This window comes from Streptococcus sp. FSL L8-0526 (genome assembly GCF_038007145.1).
Lineage (GTDB): Bacteria > Bacillota > Bacilli > Lactobacillales > Streptococcaceae > Streptococcus > Streptococcus thermophilus.
Genome location: NZ_JBBOWP010000001.1, coordinates 175,220 through 196,138 on the forward strand (window position 1 = coordinate 175,220; position 20,919 = coordinate 196,138).

Here is a 20,919-nt window from a genome sequence, read left to right on the forward strand (position 1 = left end):
CCTCACGTCTATTTTTTTCGAAATTATTGGCATACTTTTCTCCTATTCATTATTTAATACTCCTAGTTCATACTTCCAGGATAAAATTCGTTTAACGGATTCATCTATACGTTCTTCAGACAATTCACCTGAAGAAACTTTCTCTAGTAGGTATGGAATTTGCGTATGATAAGAAGAACCTAGAATCAAATCATTTCCAGCTGAAATCACCTGATAAGCTGCTTCATCCTGATTAACAAAATTAGCTAATCCTGCCATATCCAAATCATCTGTCATGATAACACCATTGAAGCCTAATTCTTTTCGCAGGATCTTATTGATTTTAGGTGAGATTGAAGATGGTACATTATCAAGCTTAGATAAGATATTATGTGAAACTAAAACACTATCTGCGCCAGCAGAAATCCCTGCTTCAAACGGTAGGAAATCCGATTGGCGTAATGCTTCCAAAGAGCGGTCATCTCGAATGATGGCTGTATGGCTATCCCCATTATTTTCGTAACCTGGGAAGTGCTTTAGGGTGGATCCAACCTGCTTCTTGTCAAGTTCTTGAACAACCGATTTGACATACTTAGCAGTTGTTTTGGCATCTTCTCCAATTGTCCGGTTATAAATGAAAGCTGATGAATCCGTTGCTACATCCGCAACTGGGAATAAGCCAGCATTGATTCCAACTGATTTTAGTGTCTCTGCTTTCGTTTTAGTATCAGCAACAACAGCCTCAAGCCCTCCACTTTGATACAGAGACATTGCCGACTGGAAAGGAGCGTTTAGGATAGAACTGATACGTGTTACTGTTCCCCCTTCTTCATCAGATCCAATTAACAGTGGAATTTCAGCAGCTGACTGGTAACTATCCGTTAGCGCCTTAATACCTTCTAATGATTGCCCCTCAAAATCCTTACCAAATAAAATGTACCCCCCTAAGTGATAGGTCTGAATATCCTCTATTTGGTTGCCATAAGGTACTCTTGCCCAAAATAGCTGACCTATTTTTTCTTCTAAAGTCATAGCTGCTAATAAATTCTGAACTACCTTAGTTTTTTGATTTTCTTTTTTGTTTTTAGTTGTTATCACATTCTTTTCTGTTCGTCTTTCTGATGTTACTTTATTCTGATGGTTCGCAAATATCAGTCCACCTATTATAAACAGGAAGAATACATAAACAACAATAGGTTTCAATCTTCTTCTCATAACAAATCTATTATATCATGTATCTAGCCACAAAAACACACTTACAAAAAATAAAGCACTCAAGGTGAGTCCTTGAATGCTTTACCATTATTTAAAAGGGTTCATCTGCATCCATTGGTTCTGGATAAGCCGACGTTGGTTGAGGTGCTACCTGAGAAGTATTAAAGTTTCCTTGCTTACGTCTTTGAGCCGCTTCTTTACCTTCTAAGAAAGTAATGCCATTCTGCTGATTTGGAGCAATGTATTGATAGCTGCGACGTTGTCCTTGTTCAGTCGTATAAGGACGCTGAACAATTTCTCCGTTAACTAAAATTGGAGAACCCTTTGATAAGCTTTGTGCCATAACTTCAGCCTGTTTACCATAAACTTGCACGTGGAAGAAACTCGTCAACGGTTTTCCATCATTCCCCTTTAAGCTAGAATCACAGGCAAAATCAAACTTAAAGCTGACATGCCCATTAGCTGTTCTACCAACTGCATCAGATGGAATATCTGACACTCGCCCTTGTGCAATAAATGCTTGCATGTTATTAACCTCCTTGATAATAAAAGGCCACAAGTGTATAACGTATTCTTCTTGTGGCCAATTTTTGTTATATACGAGCTTTTCAGTTACCTGAATTAGTTTTCTTTACGTTTACGAACGCCTGCCAAACTTAATCCAGAAAGCAGGAATCCACCTAATACTGTAAGAATGCTACTTGCTTCACCAGTTGAAGGAAGACTAGCTTGTTTAACTGGTGTATTTGGAGCTGGTGTATTTGGAGCTGGTGTATTTGGAGCTGGTGGAGTTGGTTTTGGTGGCTCTGGAGTGTGAGTTGTGACTTTTGCAGTCATCTCTTTGCCATTCACAATATTTACAAAAGTATTTTCAACGTCACCTGCTGCAATACGTTCTACTTCTAGGTAGAAGTCTGCATCGAAGGTTCCCTCTACACCAAGTGAACGGAGAAATTCCTCATCAATGCTGTATGCCCATTCACCTTTTTTATCGTCCCAAGTTACTGTTACAATCTTCTTGATAAAATCGTTATTAGTATCTTGGTCAAATTCAAAGGTAAAGGCATACTTAGAACCAGATTTGATAGTATCACCAGCTTTAACAAGTGTCCCATCTTCAAGCGTTACATCATAGGTTAGTACGAGGTCTTCTTTAGCTGTATATTCAGTTCCTTTGATAATACCTTTCCAATTACCAGTATAGCGGTCATGTGCAATGTCAAGCTTATCTTTACCATCATATTGCCACAACGTATCATGTTTCACTGGAACAGTTACACCATCAAGAAGATAACGAATGTACTCACCAATTTGAACCGTTTGATCATCTAAGATAATGTTATCATCTTTTTGATCCAAAGCGTGTTTTTCTGGGGTCACATCTGGTACTTCAACAGTAACAAGATTAGACTGATAGCTGTTTCCAAAATCAATTTGGTAGAAGTCATTTTCAACTACTTCTCCTTCTGGAACAAGTAAACGTGCTGGAAGATCAATTGTGACGTTCTTAGCTTGTTTAACATAGTTTGCGTAGAAGCTAGCTGGATCTTTAGCTACCCAGAGATAGAACTCTCCAACTGGAGAAAGATTAGCATTGTCCAAGATAGCTTGGATAGCTTCTGTACGAGCTTCATCTGAAAGAACATGATACATGGTAAATAAGTCTTTAACATCTGTACCATCTGTAGCTGTTGCAGTAATACCATCTTCATTTACAGTAAAGGCACCATCTTGAACATCATCCATAATCGCAAAGCCCTTAGCAATCGCAAGAGTTGAGGCTGTTACTTTCGTGTATGGGCTGTAGTCTGTAGTCAAATGGAAGTTAACGTTACGGTCAAATGTTTTCGCACCATTAATGTCTGCACCAGAGTTATCAGTAATTGATTTAACTGGATCTGGAGTTGGTGGGGTATAAGTCGTTACTGTATTTGAAAAGGCCTCATAATCATTCTTGAACACTTTATAAGTGTTATCATAGAATGCTTTATCGTAGATAGGAACCCATTTAATCGTTGGTGCCTCAAGTTTTTTACCTTGGTAAACAGCTGTGTAAGTGTAAGTTTCTTGAATTTCATCGTAGTTGACTGTCCAACCTTTTGCCTGAGCATCAGCTTCATTTTCAGCAACAACTGGTGTAGCACCTGCTTCCAAAGGATCCACAATAGTGATAGTATCTCCAACTTTGATATTAGCATAGATATTATCGTGGTCTAGAGTATAAACTTGCGGAGTATTTTTAGCAACTGTTGCACCATCTGTATTTTTCTTATCAGTGTCCGTAACAGTCTTAGTCACCGTCGGTTTATAGGACAATTTGTAATCATGATAAGCAACGGATACTTGTTGATTTTTAGTATCAGCTAGTTTGGTTAATTCAAGAGTCGGTTTCTCAGGATTTTTAGCTTTAACCAATTCAGCTGAAACTGGATCAGGGGAAACAGGGTCAACCGTTGTCTTAACAATGGAAACGTTAACTGGTTTAACCTCAGAAGGTTTAACTGTTGTTTTAATTAGTGAAGCACTAATTGGTTTAACTTCAGTTGGTTTGACCGTAGTTTTGGTCAATCGAGCACTTGTTGGTGTTTCAACAACTGGTGCTACCACACGAGTATTAATCGCAAACCAGTAAGTTTGACCTGCTGGATCAGCTGGCCCATCCCATTGCACAAATTCAGTCGTAAAGCTTGAACCTTGAGTGAAGACACCAATCGCAGCTCCTTTGTATTGGTAAGCGGAATCTGTTGTGTCCCAGTTAAGTCCTGTTTCTTCTTGACGGTTATAGTTGTCAGAATATGCAAATTGGTCACCATGAACGCTAACCGTTGAACCGTTAATTTCAACCATTGAACTTCCATCACCTGTTGCACGTGCCCCCTCACGACCAATTGGGTTATTATTAAGTGATGAATAAGTTAAAGTAATAGGTGTGTCTTGTGAGGCTGAGTACACAACTTCTTTTCCATTTACAGTGTAGTAATAAGAATCTGTAACAAGGAAATTCATATAATCTGAATAACTGCCTGTACCATTGTTACGTGCTACAATGAAACCTTCCGTTGGATCGTTTGGAATATAAACATCATTTAAGCCTGTAGCTCCAGTATTTACCAGTTGGAAAGTACGGTGGATACGTGAAATATCATGCTTTTGACCATCAGTTGTCGTAACAGTTAAACCTTTAAGATTAGTGTAATCAATTTCTGTTGTCCAACCTTTGTCAACATTCGCATACTTGAAAACTCCAGTTGAGTCAAGAATACGTCCATATCCAGAACTTCCTGTTGTAGAGCCAATATCACGAGTACCTACAATTTGAGAACCAGCAGCAGAAGAGCCATGTGTTGCCTGTGGGTTTGATGCTGATAAATCTAGTGCTTGAAGAACAACTTGTTTTGTATAGCCTTCTGTGCCTGTTTTAGATTGTAGTTCATCATATTTTTTCTGCCAATCTGCTTGTTTCTGTTTTGCTTGATCATAAGCAGATTTATTTTGAGAAGTAATTTTTTCTGCTTCTTCTGCTGAAGAAACTTCTTTTGATGAAGTCGTTACGACAACCCCAGCACCTTTAAGCTCATTAACTTTAGCTTCGGCATCCGCATTTGTGGTATCACTAGCTTTTTTAGTTTTATTATACGCTTCTAAAATAGCATTATCTGAAGTGACTTGCTTTTCTGCTAAAGCAACGGCATCTGCATTTTGCTTACGGATAGATTCAGCTTCTTCTGCTGAAGAGACTTCTTTTTCAGCAGTTGTTACACTAACGCCTTTACCTTGAAGTTCTTTAGCCTTAGTATCGGCATCCGCATTTGTAGCATCACTGGCTTTTTTAGTTTTGTCATGCGCTGCTAAGACGGCGTTGTTTGAAGCTACCTGATTACCTGCTGAAGTTGCTGCTGCTTCATTTTGTTTACGTAGTGTTTCAGCCTCTTCAGCTGAAGAAACTACTGTTGTAGTTACATTTACTGTAACACCTTTTTCTTTAAGATCTGTAACTTTGCTATCAGCATCCGCATTTGTAGCATCACTGGCTTTTTTAGTTTTGTCATGTGCTGCTAAGATGGCAGTGTTTAGGGTAATTTGTTTTTCAGCTGAAGCAATCGCTGCTTCATTTTGTTTACGTAGTGTTTCTACTTCTGCAACCGAAGTAACAACTTTTTCAGTTGTAGTTACTGTAACACCTTTATCTTTAAGAGCATTAGCAGCTGATTCTACTGCTTGATTTAATGTTTTAGCTTCTGCAACTGTCGCATCATAAGTGGCTTTGTTTAATTCGTAAGTTTTAACACTTTCTTGGTTACCTTTTAAGGTTTTCTTAGCCACTTCAGTAGCCTGTTTATTTTTGGCAGCTGAACCATCTGTGGCTGTTGAACCATCTGTTGTAACAGTTACCGTAGTGTCTTTTTCATGCTTACCTTTTGCATCTTCTACAAAATCATTATTTGCATCGATAGCACCTTGTGCTTCACTATATGCCGCATTATTGTCAGCTTGTGTTTGTGTAGCTACTTTAATCTCTTTAACTTGCTTTTCTTGATCTGACTTAATATCAGCCTTAGAAGCGTCCAAATCAGTGTTATTTGTATCTGTACCTTGATCAACGGTTGCTTCTTTTGTGACCGCTACTCCTGTTTCTGTAGCAGTTTGTACAGCTGCTTCAACAGTGCTATTATCAATAGCTACTGGTTGAGTTCCAGTTGACGTGTTTGCTTGTGCTGCATAAGCATTATTATCATTAGTGCTTTCTGGTTGTGTAACAACTGTTGTTGCTTCAGATTCAGTCACTGGCGAAGTCACTTCATCAGCTAAAACTGCACCTGATGAGAAGGCTACTGCTCCTGCTAGAGCAATTCCTGATACAAGACCTTTTGCCCATTTTTTCTTACGGAAGTAACCATGTCCTTTAGTATTGTTTGTTGTCATTTTATTTTCTCTTATTTCCGTTTTAATTTATTAAACTAATTTCTTTTTGAAAAGAAATCCTACCAAGCCCAGCAAACCAGTACCAACGACCGCTAAGAAGCTTGCTGCTTCACCTGTTTCAGGAAGTGTCGCTTTCGTACCATCTGCTTTAGTTACGGTGATTGTTTTATCAGTATTAGTCACTGCTCCAATCGCTTCAGGGGCAACAGTAGAGCCATCACTAAGAACAACTTGACCATTTTGTGTGCTAACAATTGAGGCACCTGTGTTAGTTTGTACTGGGGCATCAGGCGTAACATTTTGCACGACCTGACCAGTGGAAGTTGAAACAGTTCCTACTTGAGAAACTCCTTGTTGGTTGGCTTGCTCTGTTGTCTTTGGTTGTTCTGATGGCACATCTAGGTTCTCTCCTGCATTGTCCTTACCTTGTTCACCTGAAGGAGCTGGTTGTTCTCCTTGACTTGGATCAGTAACTTCCAAGTTATCACCTGCGCTATCCTTTCCTTGAGGCGCTGGTTCTGGAACATCTACGTTATCGCCTGCATTATCTTTACCTTGTTCATCTGAAGGTGGAGTCACTTCAGTTGATGGAGTTGTGGGATCAACTGGTGTTGTTTGTTCTGTTGTTGTAACATCTACTGGCACAGTTGTATCTGTTGTAACTGCTGGAGTAGAAGGTTCTACTGGAGTTACAACTTCCGTTGAAGGCGCTGATGGATCAACTGGTGTTACTTCATCAGCTGATACAAATCCAGCTTGAGCTAACGCAAGTGTTGATAAGGCAAGTGCTGATAATAATTGTTTCTTTTTCATGTTTTTTTATTCCTTTTCTTTATTTGATATAGTCTGCTTCTTTAGGTTCAGTTGTCACAACAAAACCATATTTTGCAGAATCAGATTTTTTAGCAGTAAAACTTAAACGAATACTTCTAGCTTTATCACCTTCTTTAACTGATAGAACGTAAGTCGGCTGATATTCTTTAGTTTCTGGTTCATAGGTCAGTTGTTCAAGAATAACTGACTGTAAAGTTCCTTCTTTGGGAACAGTATATTTGGCATCTCCATCAGAAAGAAATTCCTCAAGATTTTCTTTCTTACCAGAATAATAATTTGGTAAGAAATAATGACTGAACACATCAATCTGATGTTCTTCATTAATGACATTCTGAGTATTCTTCAGTTCTTGATAAAGATAAGTAACTTGCTCATTTTGCTTAGTTAGTTGCGTATATGCAATAACAGATGAAACGATTCCTCCAATAGCTAAAGTTGCTAAAAGCCCCATCAGCAAGTAAACCTTTTTCAGAGATTTCTGATCAGCAACATTTACTACTGCTTTTGGAGTAGCACCAACATTAATATTAGGTACTTGTTGATGTTGAGTAAAGGGAGCCAACACTTGCTCTCCTTCTTCTGGGAAAAGGGGTAAGGCTGATTCCTGAATTCCTAAACTTGCTTTATAAGCTGGGTAAATTTGATTAACAAAATACTCACGCTTTTCTTGATAAGTATAGTTTTGGAAATCTGAACCTGTCATAATAGATTGAATCAGCGGTAAGAGTAAATTCTGATACCGTTGATCAATGATAAATGGACTGGCAAAGACTTCTCCTTCTGAGATAGCCTCTTTACCCTTCAAATGACAGATAGCCACTTTTTTCAATTCCATGTGCCCATAAGCATCTTTTAGCGCTTGAAATAGCAATTCTGCTTGATAAAAGGTCACATAAGGCAATGATTCTTCAATTGTATGATCAAAGTCCAGGTACTGTTGATCCAGCCCTTCAATAATGCCAAGCAACTCACTATCATCTTCTGGAGATTTCCCTTCTTCCCAAGTTACCTCAAGAAATAGATCATCTATTACTAAGCATTTATTGCTTTTCTTAAAAGGGATAAATGCCATAGCAACCACCTTAACCTTTCACAAAGTTAAAGCCCCATTCAACAATACTTGGACCAGCAGAAACAGCAATAATTGCCACTGCGATTGCTACCCAGTGTTTTTTGATTGCAGCTTTAACTTCACGACCACCGAAACCGTAGATTAAACCAGTGACAACAACGGCTAATCCCAAAGTTACAATACCAATTCCTTGAACTTTAGAAATACCTTGTTGAGCTAGTGCATCTGTTTTGGCAAAAGGATCATCCGCATAGACGGTATTCGTCAGGACTCCTGATAAAAAGAGCGATAAACTAAGCAAATACCCTTTGCTTTTAGTCCTCACTTCACTGATAAAATTTGTCAACTTGTTCTTCATAGAAGACCTCCTTTATTTTATTGACATTATTAGTGTAAGGGATAATGAAAATTCCTGCGTTAAGCGGACAAAGTATCGGAAAAAAGTTTTTTTCAGCTGAAAAGAGCATCAACTTCTTCTCCAATTTCTCCTTCAACATCTAGCTGAATTTGTCTCAAATCTTTTCGATGTTGGCTATCTGGTGCCTCTCCCTCAACCCATAGATGAATATTGTAGGTTTGCCTACTTTTATCTAAAGAAAGACTTTTAGCTGAAATTGGGGCTAAAACTTTTCTTTTAATCAAACGCTCTAAGGGACGTGCGCCATTTTTTACATCGGTTCCAACATCAGATAAATACTGAATTAAACTAGGCTCATATGAGAGTGTCATATTTTGACGCCTCATTCTATCTTCAATTTCAGACAAGTTTTTTTCTGCGATATTTTCAATAATTTCTCGTTCCAAAAGATTGAAGATAAGCTTATTTTCAATACGATTAAGGAACTCTGGTCTAAACTCAGTTTCAAGTTCACTAATCATTGACTTCTCAAATTGTTGCCTATCACGTTCTGTTAAATGCTGGAAACTCCCCTTCAACTCCCATTTATTGATAATCTTTTTGGCTCCAATATTAGTGGTCATTATGACAATAGTATTTTTGAAGCTAATCAAACGTCCTGAACTATCTGTTAAACGACCATCATCTAGCACCTGAAGAAAAAGATCCAGAACTTCACCATCAGCCTTTTCAACCTCATCTAGTAATACAACGCAATAAGGCTTTTGTTTTACAGCCTGTGTCAGCTGCCCTTTTGTTTTCGTTGCACGATTACCAATCAGTTTAGCTGCATCTTCTTTCTCTTTGAACTCAGACATATCAAAACGAATCATAGCATTTTCATCATCAAAGAGCGCTTCAGCTAAAGCCTTTGATAACTCTGTTTTACCAACACCTGTTGGGCCCAGGAACATGAATGACGAAATCGGTTTATTCTCATCTTGCAATCCAGCTTGAGCAATAGTGACAGCATCCACAATAGCATCAATAGCATCCTCTTGCCCCTTGACACGATTCATTAATTTTTCCTTCAGACCATCTAAGCGTTCCTGATCACCTTTTAATATTGTAGTGACAGGAATACCAGTTTTATCCTTCAAGACCTGGGCAATATCCTCTTCTGTAATACTGTCTTTTCCTTCAGCTGAAGCAATGGTTGCTGCTTCATCAATCAAATCAAAAGCTTTGTCTGGCAGAAAGCGATCTGTTAGATAACGAACAGATAAACGTACAGCTTGTTTCACAGCTTCAGAAGAAATTTGAATTCCATGAAATTTCTCATAAATTATTTTGGCCTGATCAATAATGGATATGGCTTGTGGAATGGTGGGCTCTTCTACCATGACTGGTTGCATCCGACGTTCCAAGGCTCTATCAGTCTCTACATAGTCATGAAACTCATCTAAGGTAGTCGCACCAATAAGCTGAATATCCCCACGTGCTAAAACTGGTTTAATCACATTTCCTGCATCGAGGGCTTGACCATCTTGGCTACCGGCACCAACGATAGTATGAAATTCATCTACAAAGAGAAGATTACGGCCACGTGTCGCAACCATCTCTTCAATAATCTTCTTAAACTTGGCAATAAAGCCACCATCTTCTTCACTCATCAAGCTAGAGAGTTCCAGAGAGCGAACTGTTAACCTTTTTAAAGGTTCAGGAACTTGACCACGCATAATAGCAAGCGTTAGGCCTTCCACAATAGCTGTTTTCCCAACTCCAGCTTCTCCTACCAAGATAGGATTATTTTTAGTTCGTCTGAGAAGAGAGATAATGACCGCTTTTACTTCCTTATCACGGCCATAAACTTGGTAATCATCTGATTTTTTAGCAACCTTAGCTGACAAATTATCAGTGTATTTATCAAGATAGGGGGTCTTCAATTCATCGTCCACTTCAATCACTCCTTTCCTTTGCAGCAGCAACCTGGTTCACCAACTTTTCTTTTATGGCATCGACAAACTCACGTGGGTTAATCTTACCCTCACCAATTTGAGAGAGAAACAACTCCCATCCTCCTGTCGTTTCAGGACTAGCGAATTCATTATCATAAAGGTAATGAATCAAGAGATAGGCTTTATTTGTTGGGAATAGCTGACCTGTCTTTTTATCTTTGGTCACATAACCTCTATCCTGAATTGTTTTTAGCATAGCAGCTCTGGTTGCTTGCGTGCCTAATCCATACTTCGGCAAAATCTCACTAATCAGTTGACTCTCAGTAATTCTCTTAGGAGGCTTAGTCACTCCTTCTACAATGATTGTTTTAGTTTCAATCTGATCTCCTACGCGGTAATCAGGTAGCTCAACATCTGCTTTTAATTTTTGCTGACTATAAGCGACCCACCCCAAGTCAATCATTTGTCGTCCAGTCGTTTTGAAATCTAATTCTTGATTTTCCACTTCAACTGTTGTCGTTAAATAACGACAATCTGCCGCAAACATCAGAAGAGTTCTGCGAACAACTGCTTCATAGATTAACCGCTCATCTGGCTTCAAAGTCACTAGATTAGGAATGTTTTCAGTTGGTATAAGAGCGTAGTGGCTTGTTTTATCCAATTTTTCTGGATTAACATAATCTTCCCTAGGATTTAAATTTACTGCCTCAAAAGAGCAATTAACAACCTCTTGATAGCTCTTCAAATAGTTTTTCAAGTAGTCAAACTCATCTTCCGTGATAAAGCGAGTATCGGTTCTAGGATAGGACAGATATTTTTTTAGATAGAGACCTTCAATCAAACTTTCTGTTTTAGAAGAATCAAATCCCCACTGTTTAGCCGCTATCCCCTGAATATCCGATAAATTAAATAATGAGGGTGCTGCCTCCTGATTTTCTTCTGTTTCAACTGAAGAAATGGTAGAGACAGATTGAAGTTGTCTTGAAGTTGATAAGACAATATCACTATCAGAATATTTCTCTTTATTTGAAAAAGTAATTCCTAAATCTTTGTCCTCTAAACGAAGCTTCCAATATGTTTCTGGTCTGAAGTTTTGAATAGCCAATTCATTCTCACAGATTAAACGTACTCCTGGTGTTTGAACACGGCCAACGGATAAGCTATTGCCTTTTCCTTTAGGAAGTCTCCCTTTATTTTGTAATTCTAAGGTGACTAAAGGCGATAGGTTCATCCCGACCAACCAATCTGATTGTGCACGTGCCTCGGCCTCTAGATAGTAGTTATAAGTCTCTAGCGGTTCCCTTAGATTTTGAAAGGCTTTTTGTAGTGCTCTTGTTGTCAATGAATTGACCCATAAGCGTTTGATGACTTTTTTCTTTCCATCAGGAATATGAGACAGAATTGAGTAAGCAATCCGCTCTCCTTCACGGTCTGAATCCGTACCTATAATGACTTGATCAGCTGATGTCACTTCCTGGTAAATCTGTTTGAAGATATCTTTAGAAGTTTTATCTTGTTTCAAGGTTTGCTTAAAAGAAACGTCAATCAGGGGCAATTTTGTTAAATCCCAATTATCTTCTGGTAATCCGTATTCAAATAAATGCCCTTCAGCAGCAATAATGTGAACTTCATCTGAAAAATAAGGGGTTTGTTTAACAATGTGTACTTTACCTTTTTTACTAGCCGAACCAAGGCTTTCCGCATACGCAGCAGCTTGATTTTCTTTTTCAGCTAGAATAACTGTTACCATATTTTCTCTCCTTTCCTGTAGTAATTTCATCATAAGGGATAATGGCAATTCTTGCGTTAAGCGGACAAAGTATCGGATAGGTATGCCAACTCAAAAAAGTTATATAACTTTTTGTGCCATTTTATGTACAATAAAAGGTACTCTCAGATGAGAGTACCTTACAAATGTGAGATACCAGAATTATTCAGACTCAGAAAGCTCAGACAGAACTTCAGATAAGGATTCTACTGTTACAACTTCCCACGGTCTCACAGGTTCATTTGGTAAAACATAATCAAAAATCTTCCCTTCTTTTCTGACCACACTAACCTCATCCCCTTTAACATAACCATTATCTACAGCCTGCTTCAATTCATCATAATGTAACATACTTTCCACCTCCTTACTTAATTATTCGTAAAGAAATTTTTAAATACAGCAGGAAATTTCAAAATTGTTAAACACAGCACAAAAATACCCTCAGCAATTGCTAAGGGTATCTGATACATAGGGAATCTTTTCCCTGATTAGATTACCGACTAGGCCCTTTGGTTGGAGCTTTAGGAAAATTTGGCGCTTGTCCTCTATTTTTTCCTACTTGATGTGGTTTGGTATGAGATTCAACTTTCTTCAACATTTTAGAAACAGTTTTATGAACTCGTTTCAACGAATCAGCTAGTTGTTTATCATCTAAAGCTTTGAGATTATTTGTCCAACCTGCCATATAGTCAATAGCTTTTTCAGAAGTATCTAGCCCAAAATGTTTTGAAAGCAGATGACTTGTCATCTCAGCTTCTAGTTCTTTTTGATCTAAAGGAACATTTTCTTTATACTGCTCGGTCATTTTAGGATTATGCAGCGTTGCATGGGCTAACTCATGTATGGTAGTTGCAATTTTTTCTCCAGGTGTGTTATCTGGATTGATTAAAATAATCTGTTCATCTGGGAAAAAGGCACCTTTGGCATTTCCTAAAACATGAGCTTCATCTTTCATCATCTTAACACCAATACTATCAGCATAGTCACACAAGCCCTCAAGTACCTCTTTAGTCTTAACTTTATCCACGTTGAAGTTATAGTGACGGTTTGGCATTGCTTTAGGATAACTTTCTGGTTTAAGTGTAGTTTGTGATAGTTCAAAAACCTTGTAAGTGGTAAAACGAGGATACCCTGTTTTCGGATCCCTTTCTTGGAATTGACGTACAGGAAGTTTGCCCTCTTTCACAAGAACTTTTTCTTGTGGCGTAGCATCAGACAATTTTTTGTACTTTGGATTGCCTTTATCATTTTTTAGCTGTTGGCCATGTTCATCTAGAACTGGAATCATCTTAGCCATAACTGGCCTAAAAAGCGTAATTTTAGACTTCTCGCCTGTTTTAACTGACAGTCCTTGGTGTACAATTTCTTTCGTTTCACCAGTCCTCTTGTTGGTGTACGTCGCTTTTGTCTGGATAACATCGTCTGGTTTAATACCTAAAGTTTCTCCCATAGCTTGCCACTGATCATAGGTTGCAACAGCATTAGCACCGTTCCACTGCTCATGAATTAAGGCAACGTTTCTAGGAGATAGCTGTGGGAATTTACTCATGAAATCCATATACTCCATTAAATCTTCAGGTGACTGTGTGTATTCACGAATTTTTTGGAAAGCATGTTCACTGATTTCAAAAGCGGATGCGCTGGTATAATCAAATGGTTCATCAGATGTCACAGGATGCTCCTGCTCATTTTCTCTGACTGGATTTTTAACTGATTCTTCAGCCATAATCTCTTCAAGCCTTTGAGCTAAACTAACTTTCATTTCTTGATTAGGAGATTGGAAATGTTCTCTAGGATTATTTGTTTCATCTAAAAGAATGTCTGGCATCTTTAAATTCTGCTCATTAGCTTCAGTTGCAATTTCCTGATTCACTTCTTGCTTTTCCAGCTGAGAAAGAATCTTTTCGTCGATGGCTGCTAACTCAGGCTGTCCTTCTAAACGACGATAGCCTAGCCCCAACAAGCGTGAGATAGGTTCCATTTCATCACCAATATCATAGCGGATATTATCTTTGATTAGTATGCCTCCAGGAGCATACACGTCAAATTTAACTTTAGTAAACGGTACATAATCTGCTTGATTTCCTGTTGCCAAACTTTCTTGATGACTGTCGTATAAGGCTCTATTCTGCTTGTAAAGCTCTTCAGCAAATGTTTGATACTCTACAAGCTCTGTTTCCTTAAATGGAATCTGAGGGCCATCTGGCCATATTTCAGACCATTGAAGACGTACATGGTAAGTTTCATTATAGATACGGCCTTGATGCCACTCTTGATAGAAATGTGACGATTTATCAACTAGCTCTTGCTGGTCAGCTGCTGCAATCACAGCAGTAAAGTTTCCATCATGACCATCAGAAAGTTCATAGTAATGCTCCCATGCAGCTTTTGACTCTTCAGGTAGTTCTGTTCCCAGTTGTCTAGGATCTCCTACATTGTATGCAGCATCTAGCACCTGTGTGAAAAGTTCAGCTGAGATGGTATCGCTTTGAACAATTTCTTGACTTGGTTCAAGAGCCTCTTCATATTGCTTATTTTCTAAAATTGATAACATTTCTTGACCACCATCTTTGACAAACTCTTCATTGATTGACAGTTGATCAATTTGTCCATCTCTTTCTCTATAAACACCTAGCACTGTTCCGCTATCTATATTAGATAATTTTTCTTCCAGATCCCCTTTTAATCTCATCAAAGAAGCAGGCACCCGATGAAGTCCTTCATCCTTAAACAATAAAAGTAAATCACTATCTTCAGGATTAAGGGCCTGTGATAAATCAAGGTTATTTAACTTTTTAACAGATGATAAATCATTGAATACAAAAGTGTCTGACTCAATAATTTCAGGAAGCAAATTAAGGACTTTTAATTTATCAGGAGTACCTAACGCAAATTTTAAATTTTTAAAATGACCCTTCCCCTGTGCAATATCATCAATAAATTGTTCAGAAAGTGAATCTACCCAGTTGTCATACACTGGTGTTACTCCTGTTAAGTGCATCCAATTTTTCTTATCAAAATGGACACTAAGAACCTGTAAGCCTTCTTCCTGTGGAGTTTTATAAACATATCTCATTGTGGTATCAGCTACTTCTGATAAATACCATTGCGCTGAATCTCTCATCGTATTAGCGTACAAATTCAAAGTACGTAAGTTTTTCCTAAATGCTTTATTTGACATATTTCCATCATCAGTGGTAAAATATAAACGAACATTGGTAGGAAAAATAGGTTGAGTTTTCAGCTCAACGGGCTGCGGTGCTGTCCCTGGAGAATTTTCTCCTAAAAAACTGGAATTGCGATTAAATAGTTCGCCACCAGTGTTAGTCTCTTGATGATTTTCAAGGGACTTTTCTTTTTGTTCTAAATCAACTGAAGATAAGGAATCAGCATCCTGATGAGCAATATAGCTGATTAAATCAAACTTATCACTACTCAATAATTGTTTTAATTGAGAACTATCTACCTCTTCATTGATCATACGATCAATAAGACCATCTACCTGTTCCTGGCTAAGCTGTATGCCTGCAATAGAGACGGAATAGGTACCAGGTATCTCGTTAAAATCTGTATGACCTAGCTCGTTTGCCATCATTTCTAAATCTGTATGATTAAAGAGGTCATTAAAATCTAACGTATCAATCTGTTCTTGATTATTGTAGAGCTTTACTTCTATTCCAGAATCTTGATTACTTTCTACAGAAACTGTACTAAACGAAATATCAGAATCAATTTGTTTAGCATACTCTAAATATTCTTCTGGAATGACTCTATTCAAACGTTCAGATAGTGGTGCAAATTCATATCCTACATCGTAAATACATTCTTTGACCAAGGTATTCCCTTGTTCGTCTCTAATCGCAAACCAAGTCCCCTCGGAATGATCAAAGTGCATCCTGGGATAAAGACCATCTTCTGATTTTCGTTTATAATCCTCATTATTAGCCACATACAAATCTTTAACGAAAGAAACATACGGTACAATGTCACCTGATGAATATTTTTCTGCAATCGTTGGGTTATTTGAAGTCTCAAACACAATATCAAGCCCAATACTTTGGTTCATTCTAGGGTCTTTTTGATTGCCTGCAAGATTGTACTTCCCAATAATTGTCTCTAGTTCCTTATCATAGTGAGTAAGAACCTTATCCCAAACACTAGGGAGTTCTGCCTGTAATTTTTCCAAAAACTCAACTTGTTCTACTTCTGAAAACTCTTGATTAGATAGATAGTCACGAATGCCGTTCTCATCTAACGCATGCCCTTCAAGAGAGAGATAGCCTGTTGCCCCATCGTTGATCGACTCTTCAACGTAGAGCTTGGCACCAGCAATTTGATACTGTTCCTCTCCAAGATTATGATGGAATTCTTCTAGAACAGCATCGTCAACTTCAAGACTCTTCAGTTCTTCATCGTGCCATAAATAAAATCCCGTATCGTCTTTGGTGATATCTAAAATGAGGTCATTAACCTGTTCTCGGTAATCAACCATAGGCCGTTCAGAGATAGTTTCGCTATTTTTAACTTCCTCAACCCACGCTTTTAATCTCTTGAGAGTATCATTCCAGTCTGCCTTTTCGCCTGGAATACGTTCAGGAGGCAAGGCTTCTATGACAACAGCCCCCTTTTCACGCAGTGAACTGATAAAGTTTCGTCCTCCTTCATCGTTATCTACTGCAAGAGTGATCCAGTTTGCATGTTTTCCATCTGTAAAGAAATTATTATCAATAGCTGTCTGTAATCCTTCTGCTAATTGATCATGAGTCCAACGCAGCGGACGACCTGAAATATCTGCCTGAAGCTGTGCTAAATGCCTTCCTACCACAGATTCTTTCAAGCCGTCCATCGATACTAATCTGACATCTTGTAGTTTTTCTCTATTCAACTCATAGTAAGACATCAAATCAATAGCACTTTCTGCAAAGATAAGGCGATTAGGTTGCCCAATGTCAACGTGCATACCAGTAATACCATCTGAATTTCTGACAATATTCTTAGCATATCCACGTTCTGGCCATTTCTCCCAATTTTCTTCAATACCTTGCAGCGTAGCCCCTACAATTTCACCTGAGAAATCAAATGACTTAAAAACAACTACTGGCTCAATACTGCCATTAACCTTAGCATTAGCTTGGGCAAGGACTCCCTTTTCTAAGAAAAAATCAATCGTTTCATCAGAAAGGCCACGTTGTTCTTTTAGATAGTTTCTGGCAGCTTCAAATGGCTGCTCATAAGGCTGCAAATAGTAGGTAAACGGCTCTTGTACTCGTTCTACATGAGTAAATTCTTTAAAGGTACCATCATTGAGAAAGTCAATTGCTTGATTAAAGTTGACTTCTTTCATAGTTTGAACTAGAGCAATAACATCACCACCTTGATGACGTGAAAACCAATTCCACATGTTTTTTTCAGGTGAAATCACCATAGAGTCGTGCTCTTTCCAGCGATAATCTCGGCCTGATTGAACCAATTCCATGCTAAGTTCATTAGCAACGTCTAAAATATCACGAGACCTGGCATGTTCTACTCTCTCACGACGGCTTTTCCCACGTGGAGATGGTTGTTGTGTATGTTCTTCTGCCATAAAAACTCCTTTCATTCACTAAAAACACTCATATGTCGGCTGATATGGTGCTATTTCAGGAACAACAAAAATTTCTTTTGGTAATTGAACTAGCTCTCCAACCGAAAAATTTTCAAACTGCTCTGCATTATCTTGAAAATCAAGTTCTAATTCTAAATCACCATTTTTTCCTTGTCCGGAAAAAAGAATTTTCTTTTGAGTATCATCAATGGCCCTAACCAACCACTCAGCTTCAAAATCAAATTCCTCTTCTGAGACACCTGGGAAATGTAACATTGTCTTCACCTCCTTTTCTACAGTTACTTTTAGTGTAAGAGATAATGGATTTTCTTACATTAAGCGGACAACTCACAGGATTTTTCAGCAAAAAAGCCATTGATAGCTTATCAATGACTTATTAGCGTTGAGCTTGTCTGCGTTCCTCTTGCTCCTCACGTTCATCGCTTCGTGCACGTTCCATCAGTGCTTTTTTACTTGCTTGTTGTGACCGTTTAAGAGAAGCTGTTAGTTGTTTCATAAAGTCGGTATTGATTCTACCACTTCCCTGTGACTGTTGCATTTGGGCTTTTTTGATGACTTTGCGCTCTTGTAATTGCTCAGAAACAGCTTGAGTAATCTGACTTTGATTCTCTTCATTTGGCTGTAATTTAGCATACAAACGCTTTAACTCTGTAAAACCTTGTGCATTAGCGATTTTCATCTCTTTGATAGCTGATTCATCAGATAATTGATCCATCTGTTGATTTCTCGTGTTGATTTGATATTTCAACTGAAAAATAGAGATGTGAGTTTGAAGTTCCTCAACATAAGCCTCTTTTGAGGTTGTCACCCCTTTCAGAAGCGTTAAAATCCCATCATCTTGAAGTTGATTGACAAACCCTATCTCAGATCTCAGCTGCCTAATAGGGAGCTGTATCGTGCCCGCAGTAGCTTTATTGATAGGTAATGCAACACTATCCTCAAATTGACCTTTTAACCGCTGCTTAAGCAACTGCTCATCTTCAGATAACTTATAGTTAGGAGTGAGTTGTAACTGTATAGCTTGCAACTCCTGAGTTATTGATTGTTTCTTGAAATCCACAAATGGTTGATCAGAAGCTAGTGGCTGGATCTGTTCAAGTAGTTTTTGGCGAACTTGCAGCTCCTTCTGACTAGCTTCTAACATACTGAGTTTCAGCGCATAACGATAAGTACCTAATTCACGACGTTCTTTCTCTGTAGGGTTAGGCTTTAACTTAGCAGCATCCACCAACTCTTTTAATTCATTTGATGACAATAAGGATAAGTCTTTTAGTGTCAAGGTTTTCATCTGAATATTTTCTGTTAGCTGGCTAATGTCATAAACATAATCTAGGACAAACTCTGGCTGACCAATTCCCTTACCATCCGTATCGTAAGCTTCATAGACTGGCTTTATAATTTCAAGTGGTTGTTCTCTAGGTTTCACAAAATAACCTAACTTCTGCCAAGCTTTCTGACTTTTTACTACACTTGCTTTAGGTAGTTGTTCCAAAATTTTTTTCTGATTCAAAACAGAAAAGTCCTTCAAATTTTTTTCCAGCTGAACGTCCTGAATTTGTGGTGCTGCCTCTCTGAACGATCGTAAGATATTATTAGCTAAACGCTCCCTTAAATCCATCACACGACGTGCTAAATGATGTTCTAAATCATATCCTTTGGATTCAGCCAATGTCCGAATTGTTTGTCCATCAACCTTTCGGATTTTTTCATAGACTTGATTTTTTTCAGCCGAATAGACCCCAGCGTAGGTCTTTAGCAATTCCCTAGTCTCTTGAAGAAATTCTTGATAGGCAACACTCCCCTCATTTTGCAAATAGGAATCTAAATAACGATCAAGAAAAAACTTACTAACCGCAAAATCTCTGGCATTAGATCCATAACGCCACCTCTTGTTTAGCGGCAAGTGATTATAGGCCTGTTCCAAAAAATTTTTTTCAGCTGAAGAGGTGATTTTGTCTTCCTGGTAAACTGAAGTCATTAAGTCAGTTTTTAAGTTAGCAAGAACCTGCTCTTTTCTGATAAGGTTTGATCGTGTTTCTTCTTTCAGAAGTCCATGATAGATACCACTCTTAAAACGGTTGATTGTTTTCTGGGAAAAATTTCCTTTGTACTCCATACGTCCACGAGGCCGATAGAAAATTTTGTCACGATTAGATTCAACCTCAGACAGTCCAAAATGAATATGAATATTATCTGTATTCAGATGGATATTCCCCCACCAAAAAGCAGAATCAGAAAGCCCCTCTTTTTGGATAAGTGTTGGCATCATGTCACGCATAACTGCCTTAATTGCCTTTTGATCCACTTGACCAGTAGCCACATCATACAGACCTTGTTCCGCTAGAAAAGCATTATCAAATGAAATAACACCCTGCCAAAGTAGAGATCCATTCTGATAGGCTGTTTCCAGTTGATTTTTTAACTCTGTTAACCGCTGCTTTTGAAGGTAGTCTGCTTCTTGAGTAAAGACCGCAGTCAATTCTTCAGACTGTTCTTCTGTAGCATAGGAGCGATTCATATAATCAATGTATTCTCTAAAATTCAACTGTGTTTCAGGGACAGCTTCTTGAATACGAATCATCTCATCTTCAGTCAGTCCTTCTATCATTTGTCGGCTCGTTTCTAAAGATAACTCATCATCAATTTTGACAGCTTCATCACGATTAGTATAATCCACATATTGAGCATTTGCTTCTGTATATTGGATCATAAATGTGATGCCAGGACTTTTTTGTTCACTCACCACTGTCTCCTTTCATTTATTGATTAGTGAGAATGTTTAATCGTTTGTCCTCGACTAACATCTTCTTTGATAAGATCTTCAATACGTGCAATTAGTTCATTTTGTTGTGGATCAAAGTGGGAATGAATAGACTCTAAATCTTGAATATCAAAATCATTTCCTTTTGTGATAGCATGGAAATTAGTTAATTCCAAATAGAGCAATTGATCCATCTGGTGCCTAATTGATTTTAAGAGTTTTTGTTCATCCGAAGTGCCCAAATTTTTTTCCAGCCGAGACAGTCTTTCGGAAAATGGTTGTCTTTCTCCTGTTTCCAAAAAGAGTTTATGAAAGGCATGAATCACTTTAACTACTGTCGCTGAGTTGTTAGGACTTTGACGATTCAGACTTCCTCCCATTTCTTCTTCTAAATAACTTTTGATTTCAGTAAACTTCTGTAATGTCTCTTCGTTAAAATAGACGTTGATTCTTCTAGTCATTGCTTC

Annotated in this window: 13 protein-coding genes; all 13 read right to left on the reverse strand. The window is 38.2% G+C overall.

What is annotated here, in order from left to right:
* Positions 1-42: 42 nt before the first annotated feature.
* Positions 43-1,182 (reverse strand): glycoside hydrolase family 3 protein, encoded by a 1,140-nt coding sequence (locus tag NSQ85_RS00920; RefSeq protein WP_340780938.1) that lies wholly within the window; start codon positions 1,180-1,182, stop codon positions 43-45.
* A 103-nt stretch (positions 1,183-1,285) separates the two neighbouring features.
* Positions 1,286-1,720: a single-stranded DNA-binding protein gene (locus NSQ85_RS00925; RefSeq protein ID WP_003045942.1), complete on the reverse strand. Its 435-nt coding sequence runs from the start codon at positions 1,718-1,720 to the stop codon at positions 1,286-1,288.
* A gap of 95 nt (positions 1,721-1,815) precedes the next feature.
* Positions 1,816-6,117, reverse strand: coding sequence for an SspB-related isopeptide-forming adhesin (locus NSQ85_RS00930; protein ID WP_340780939.1), 4,302 nt, complete (start codon positions 6,115-6,117; stop codon positions 1,816-1,818).
* Positions 6,118-6,147: 30 nt separating this feature from the next.
* Positions 6,148-6,930, reverse strand: a complete 783-nt coding sequence (locus NSQ85_RS00935) for an LPXTG cell wall anchor domain-containing protein (RefSeq protein ID WP_003045938.1) — start codon at positions 6,928-6,930, stop codon at positions 6,148-6,150.
* A 19-nt stretch (positions 6,931-6,949) separates the two neighbouring features.
* Positions 6,950-8,023 (reverse strand): hypothetical protein, encoded by a 1,074-nt coding sequence (locus NSQ85_RS00940; RefSeq protein WP_340780940.1) that lies wholly within the window; start codon positions 8,021-8,023, stop codon positions 6,950-6,952.
* Between the two features lie 10 nt (positions 8,024-8,033).
* Entirely contained in the window at positions 8,034-8,381 is a 348-nt protein-coding gene (locus NSQ85_RS00945) for a TrbC/VirB2 family protein (RefSeq protein ID WP_000791789.1), read from the reverse strand.
* A 92-nt stretch (positions 8,382-8,473) separates the two neighbouring features.
* Positions 8,474-10,318 (reverse strand): ATP-dependent Clp protease ATP-binding subunit, encoded by a 1,845-nt coding sequence (locus tag NSQ85_RS00950; protein ID WP_340780941.1) that lies wholly within the window; start codon positions 10,316-10,318, stop codon positions 8,474-8,476.
* Position 10,319: 1 nt separating this feature from the next.
* Positions 10,320-12,068, reverse strand: a complete 1,749-nt coding sequence (locus tag NSQ85_RS00955; RefSeq protein WP_340780942.1) for a type IA DNA topoisomerase — start codon at positions 12,066-12,068, stop codon at positions 10,320-10,322.
* Positions 12,069-12,248: 180 nt separating this feature from the next.
* A complete protein-coding gene (locus NSQ85_RS00960) occupies positions 12,249-12,437 on the reverse strand; it encodes a competence regulator inhibitor paratox (protein ID WP_003045927.1) in 189 nt (62 codons plus the stop codon).
* Between the two features lie 142 nt (positions 12,438-12,579).
* Entirely contained in the window at positions 12,580-17,670 is a 5,091-nt protein-coding gene (locus NSQ85_RS00965; protein WP_340780943.1) for a PBECR4 domain-containing protein, read from the reverse strand.
* Between the two features lie 18 nt (positions 17,671-17,688).
* Positions 17,689-17,946 carry a hypothetical protein gene (locus tag NSQ85_RS00970; protein ID WP_003045923.1) on the reverse strand — a complete coding sequence of 86 codons (258 nt, stop codon included), beginning with the start codon at positions 17,944-17,946 and terminating at the stop codon, positions 17,689-17,691.
* 121 nt (positions 17,947-18,067) lie between these two features.
* Positions 18,068-20,401: a MobP2 family relaxase gene (gene mobP2, locus NSQ85_RS00975; RefSeq protein ID WP_409350144.1), complete on the reverse strand. Its 2,334-nt coding sequence runs from the start codon at positions 20,399-20,401 to the stop codon at positions 18,068-18,070.
* Positions 20,402-20,457: 56 nt separating this feature from the next.
* Positions 20,458-20,913, reverse strand: coding sequence for a hypothetical protein (locus tag NSQ85_RS00980; protein ID WP_050204137.1), 456 nt, complete (start codon positions 20,911-20,913; stop codon positions 20,458-20,460).
* Positions 20,914-20,919 lie beyond the last annotated feature (6 nt).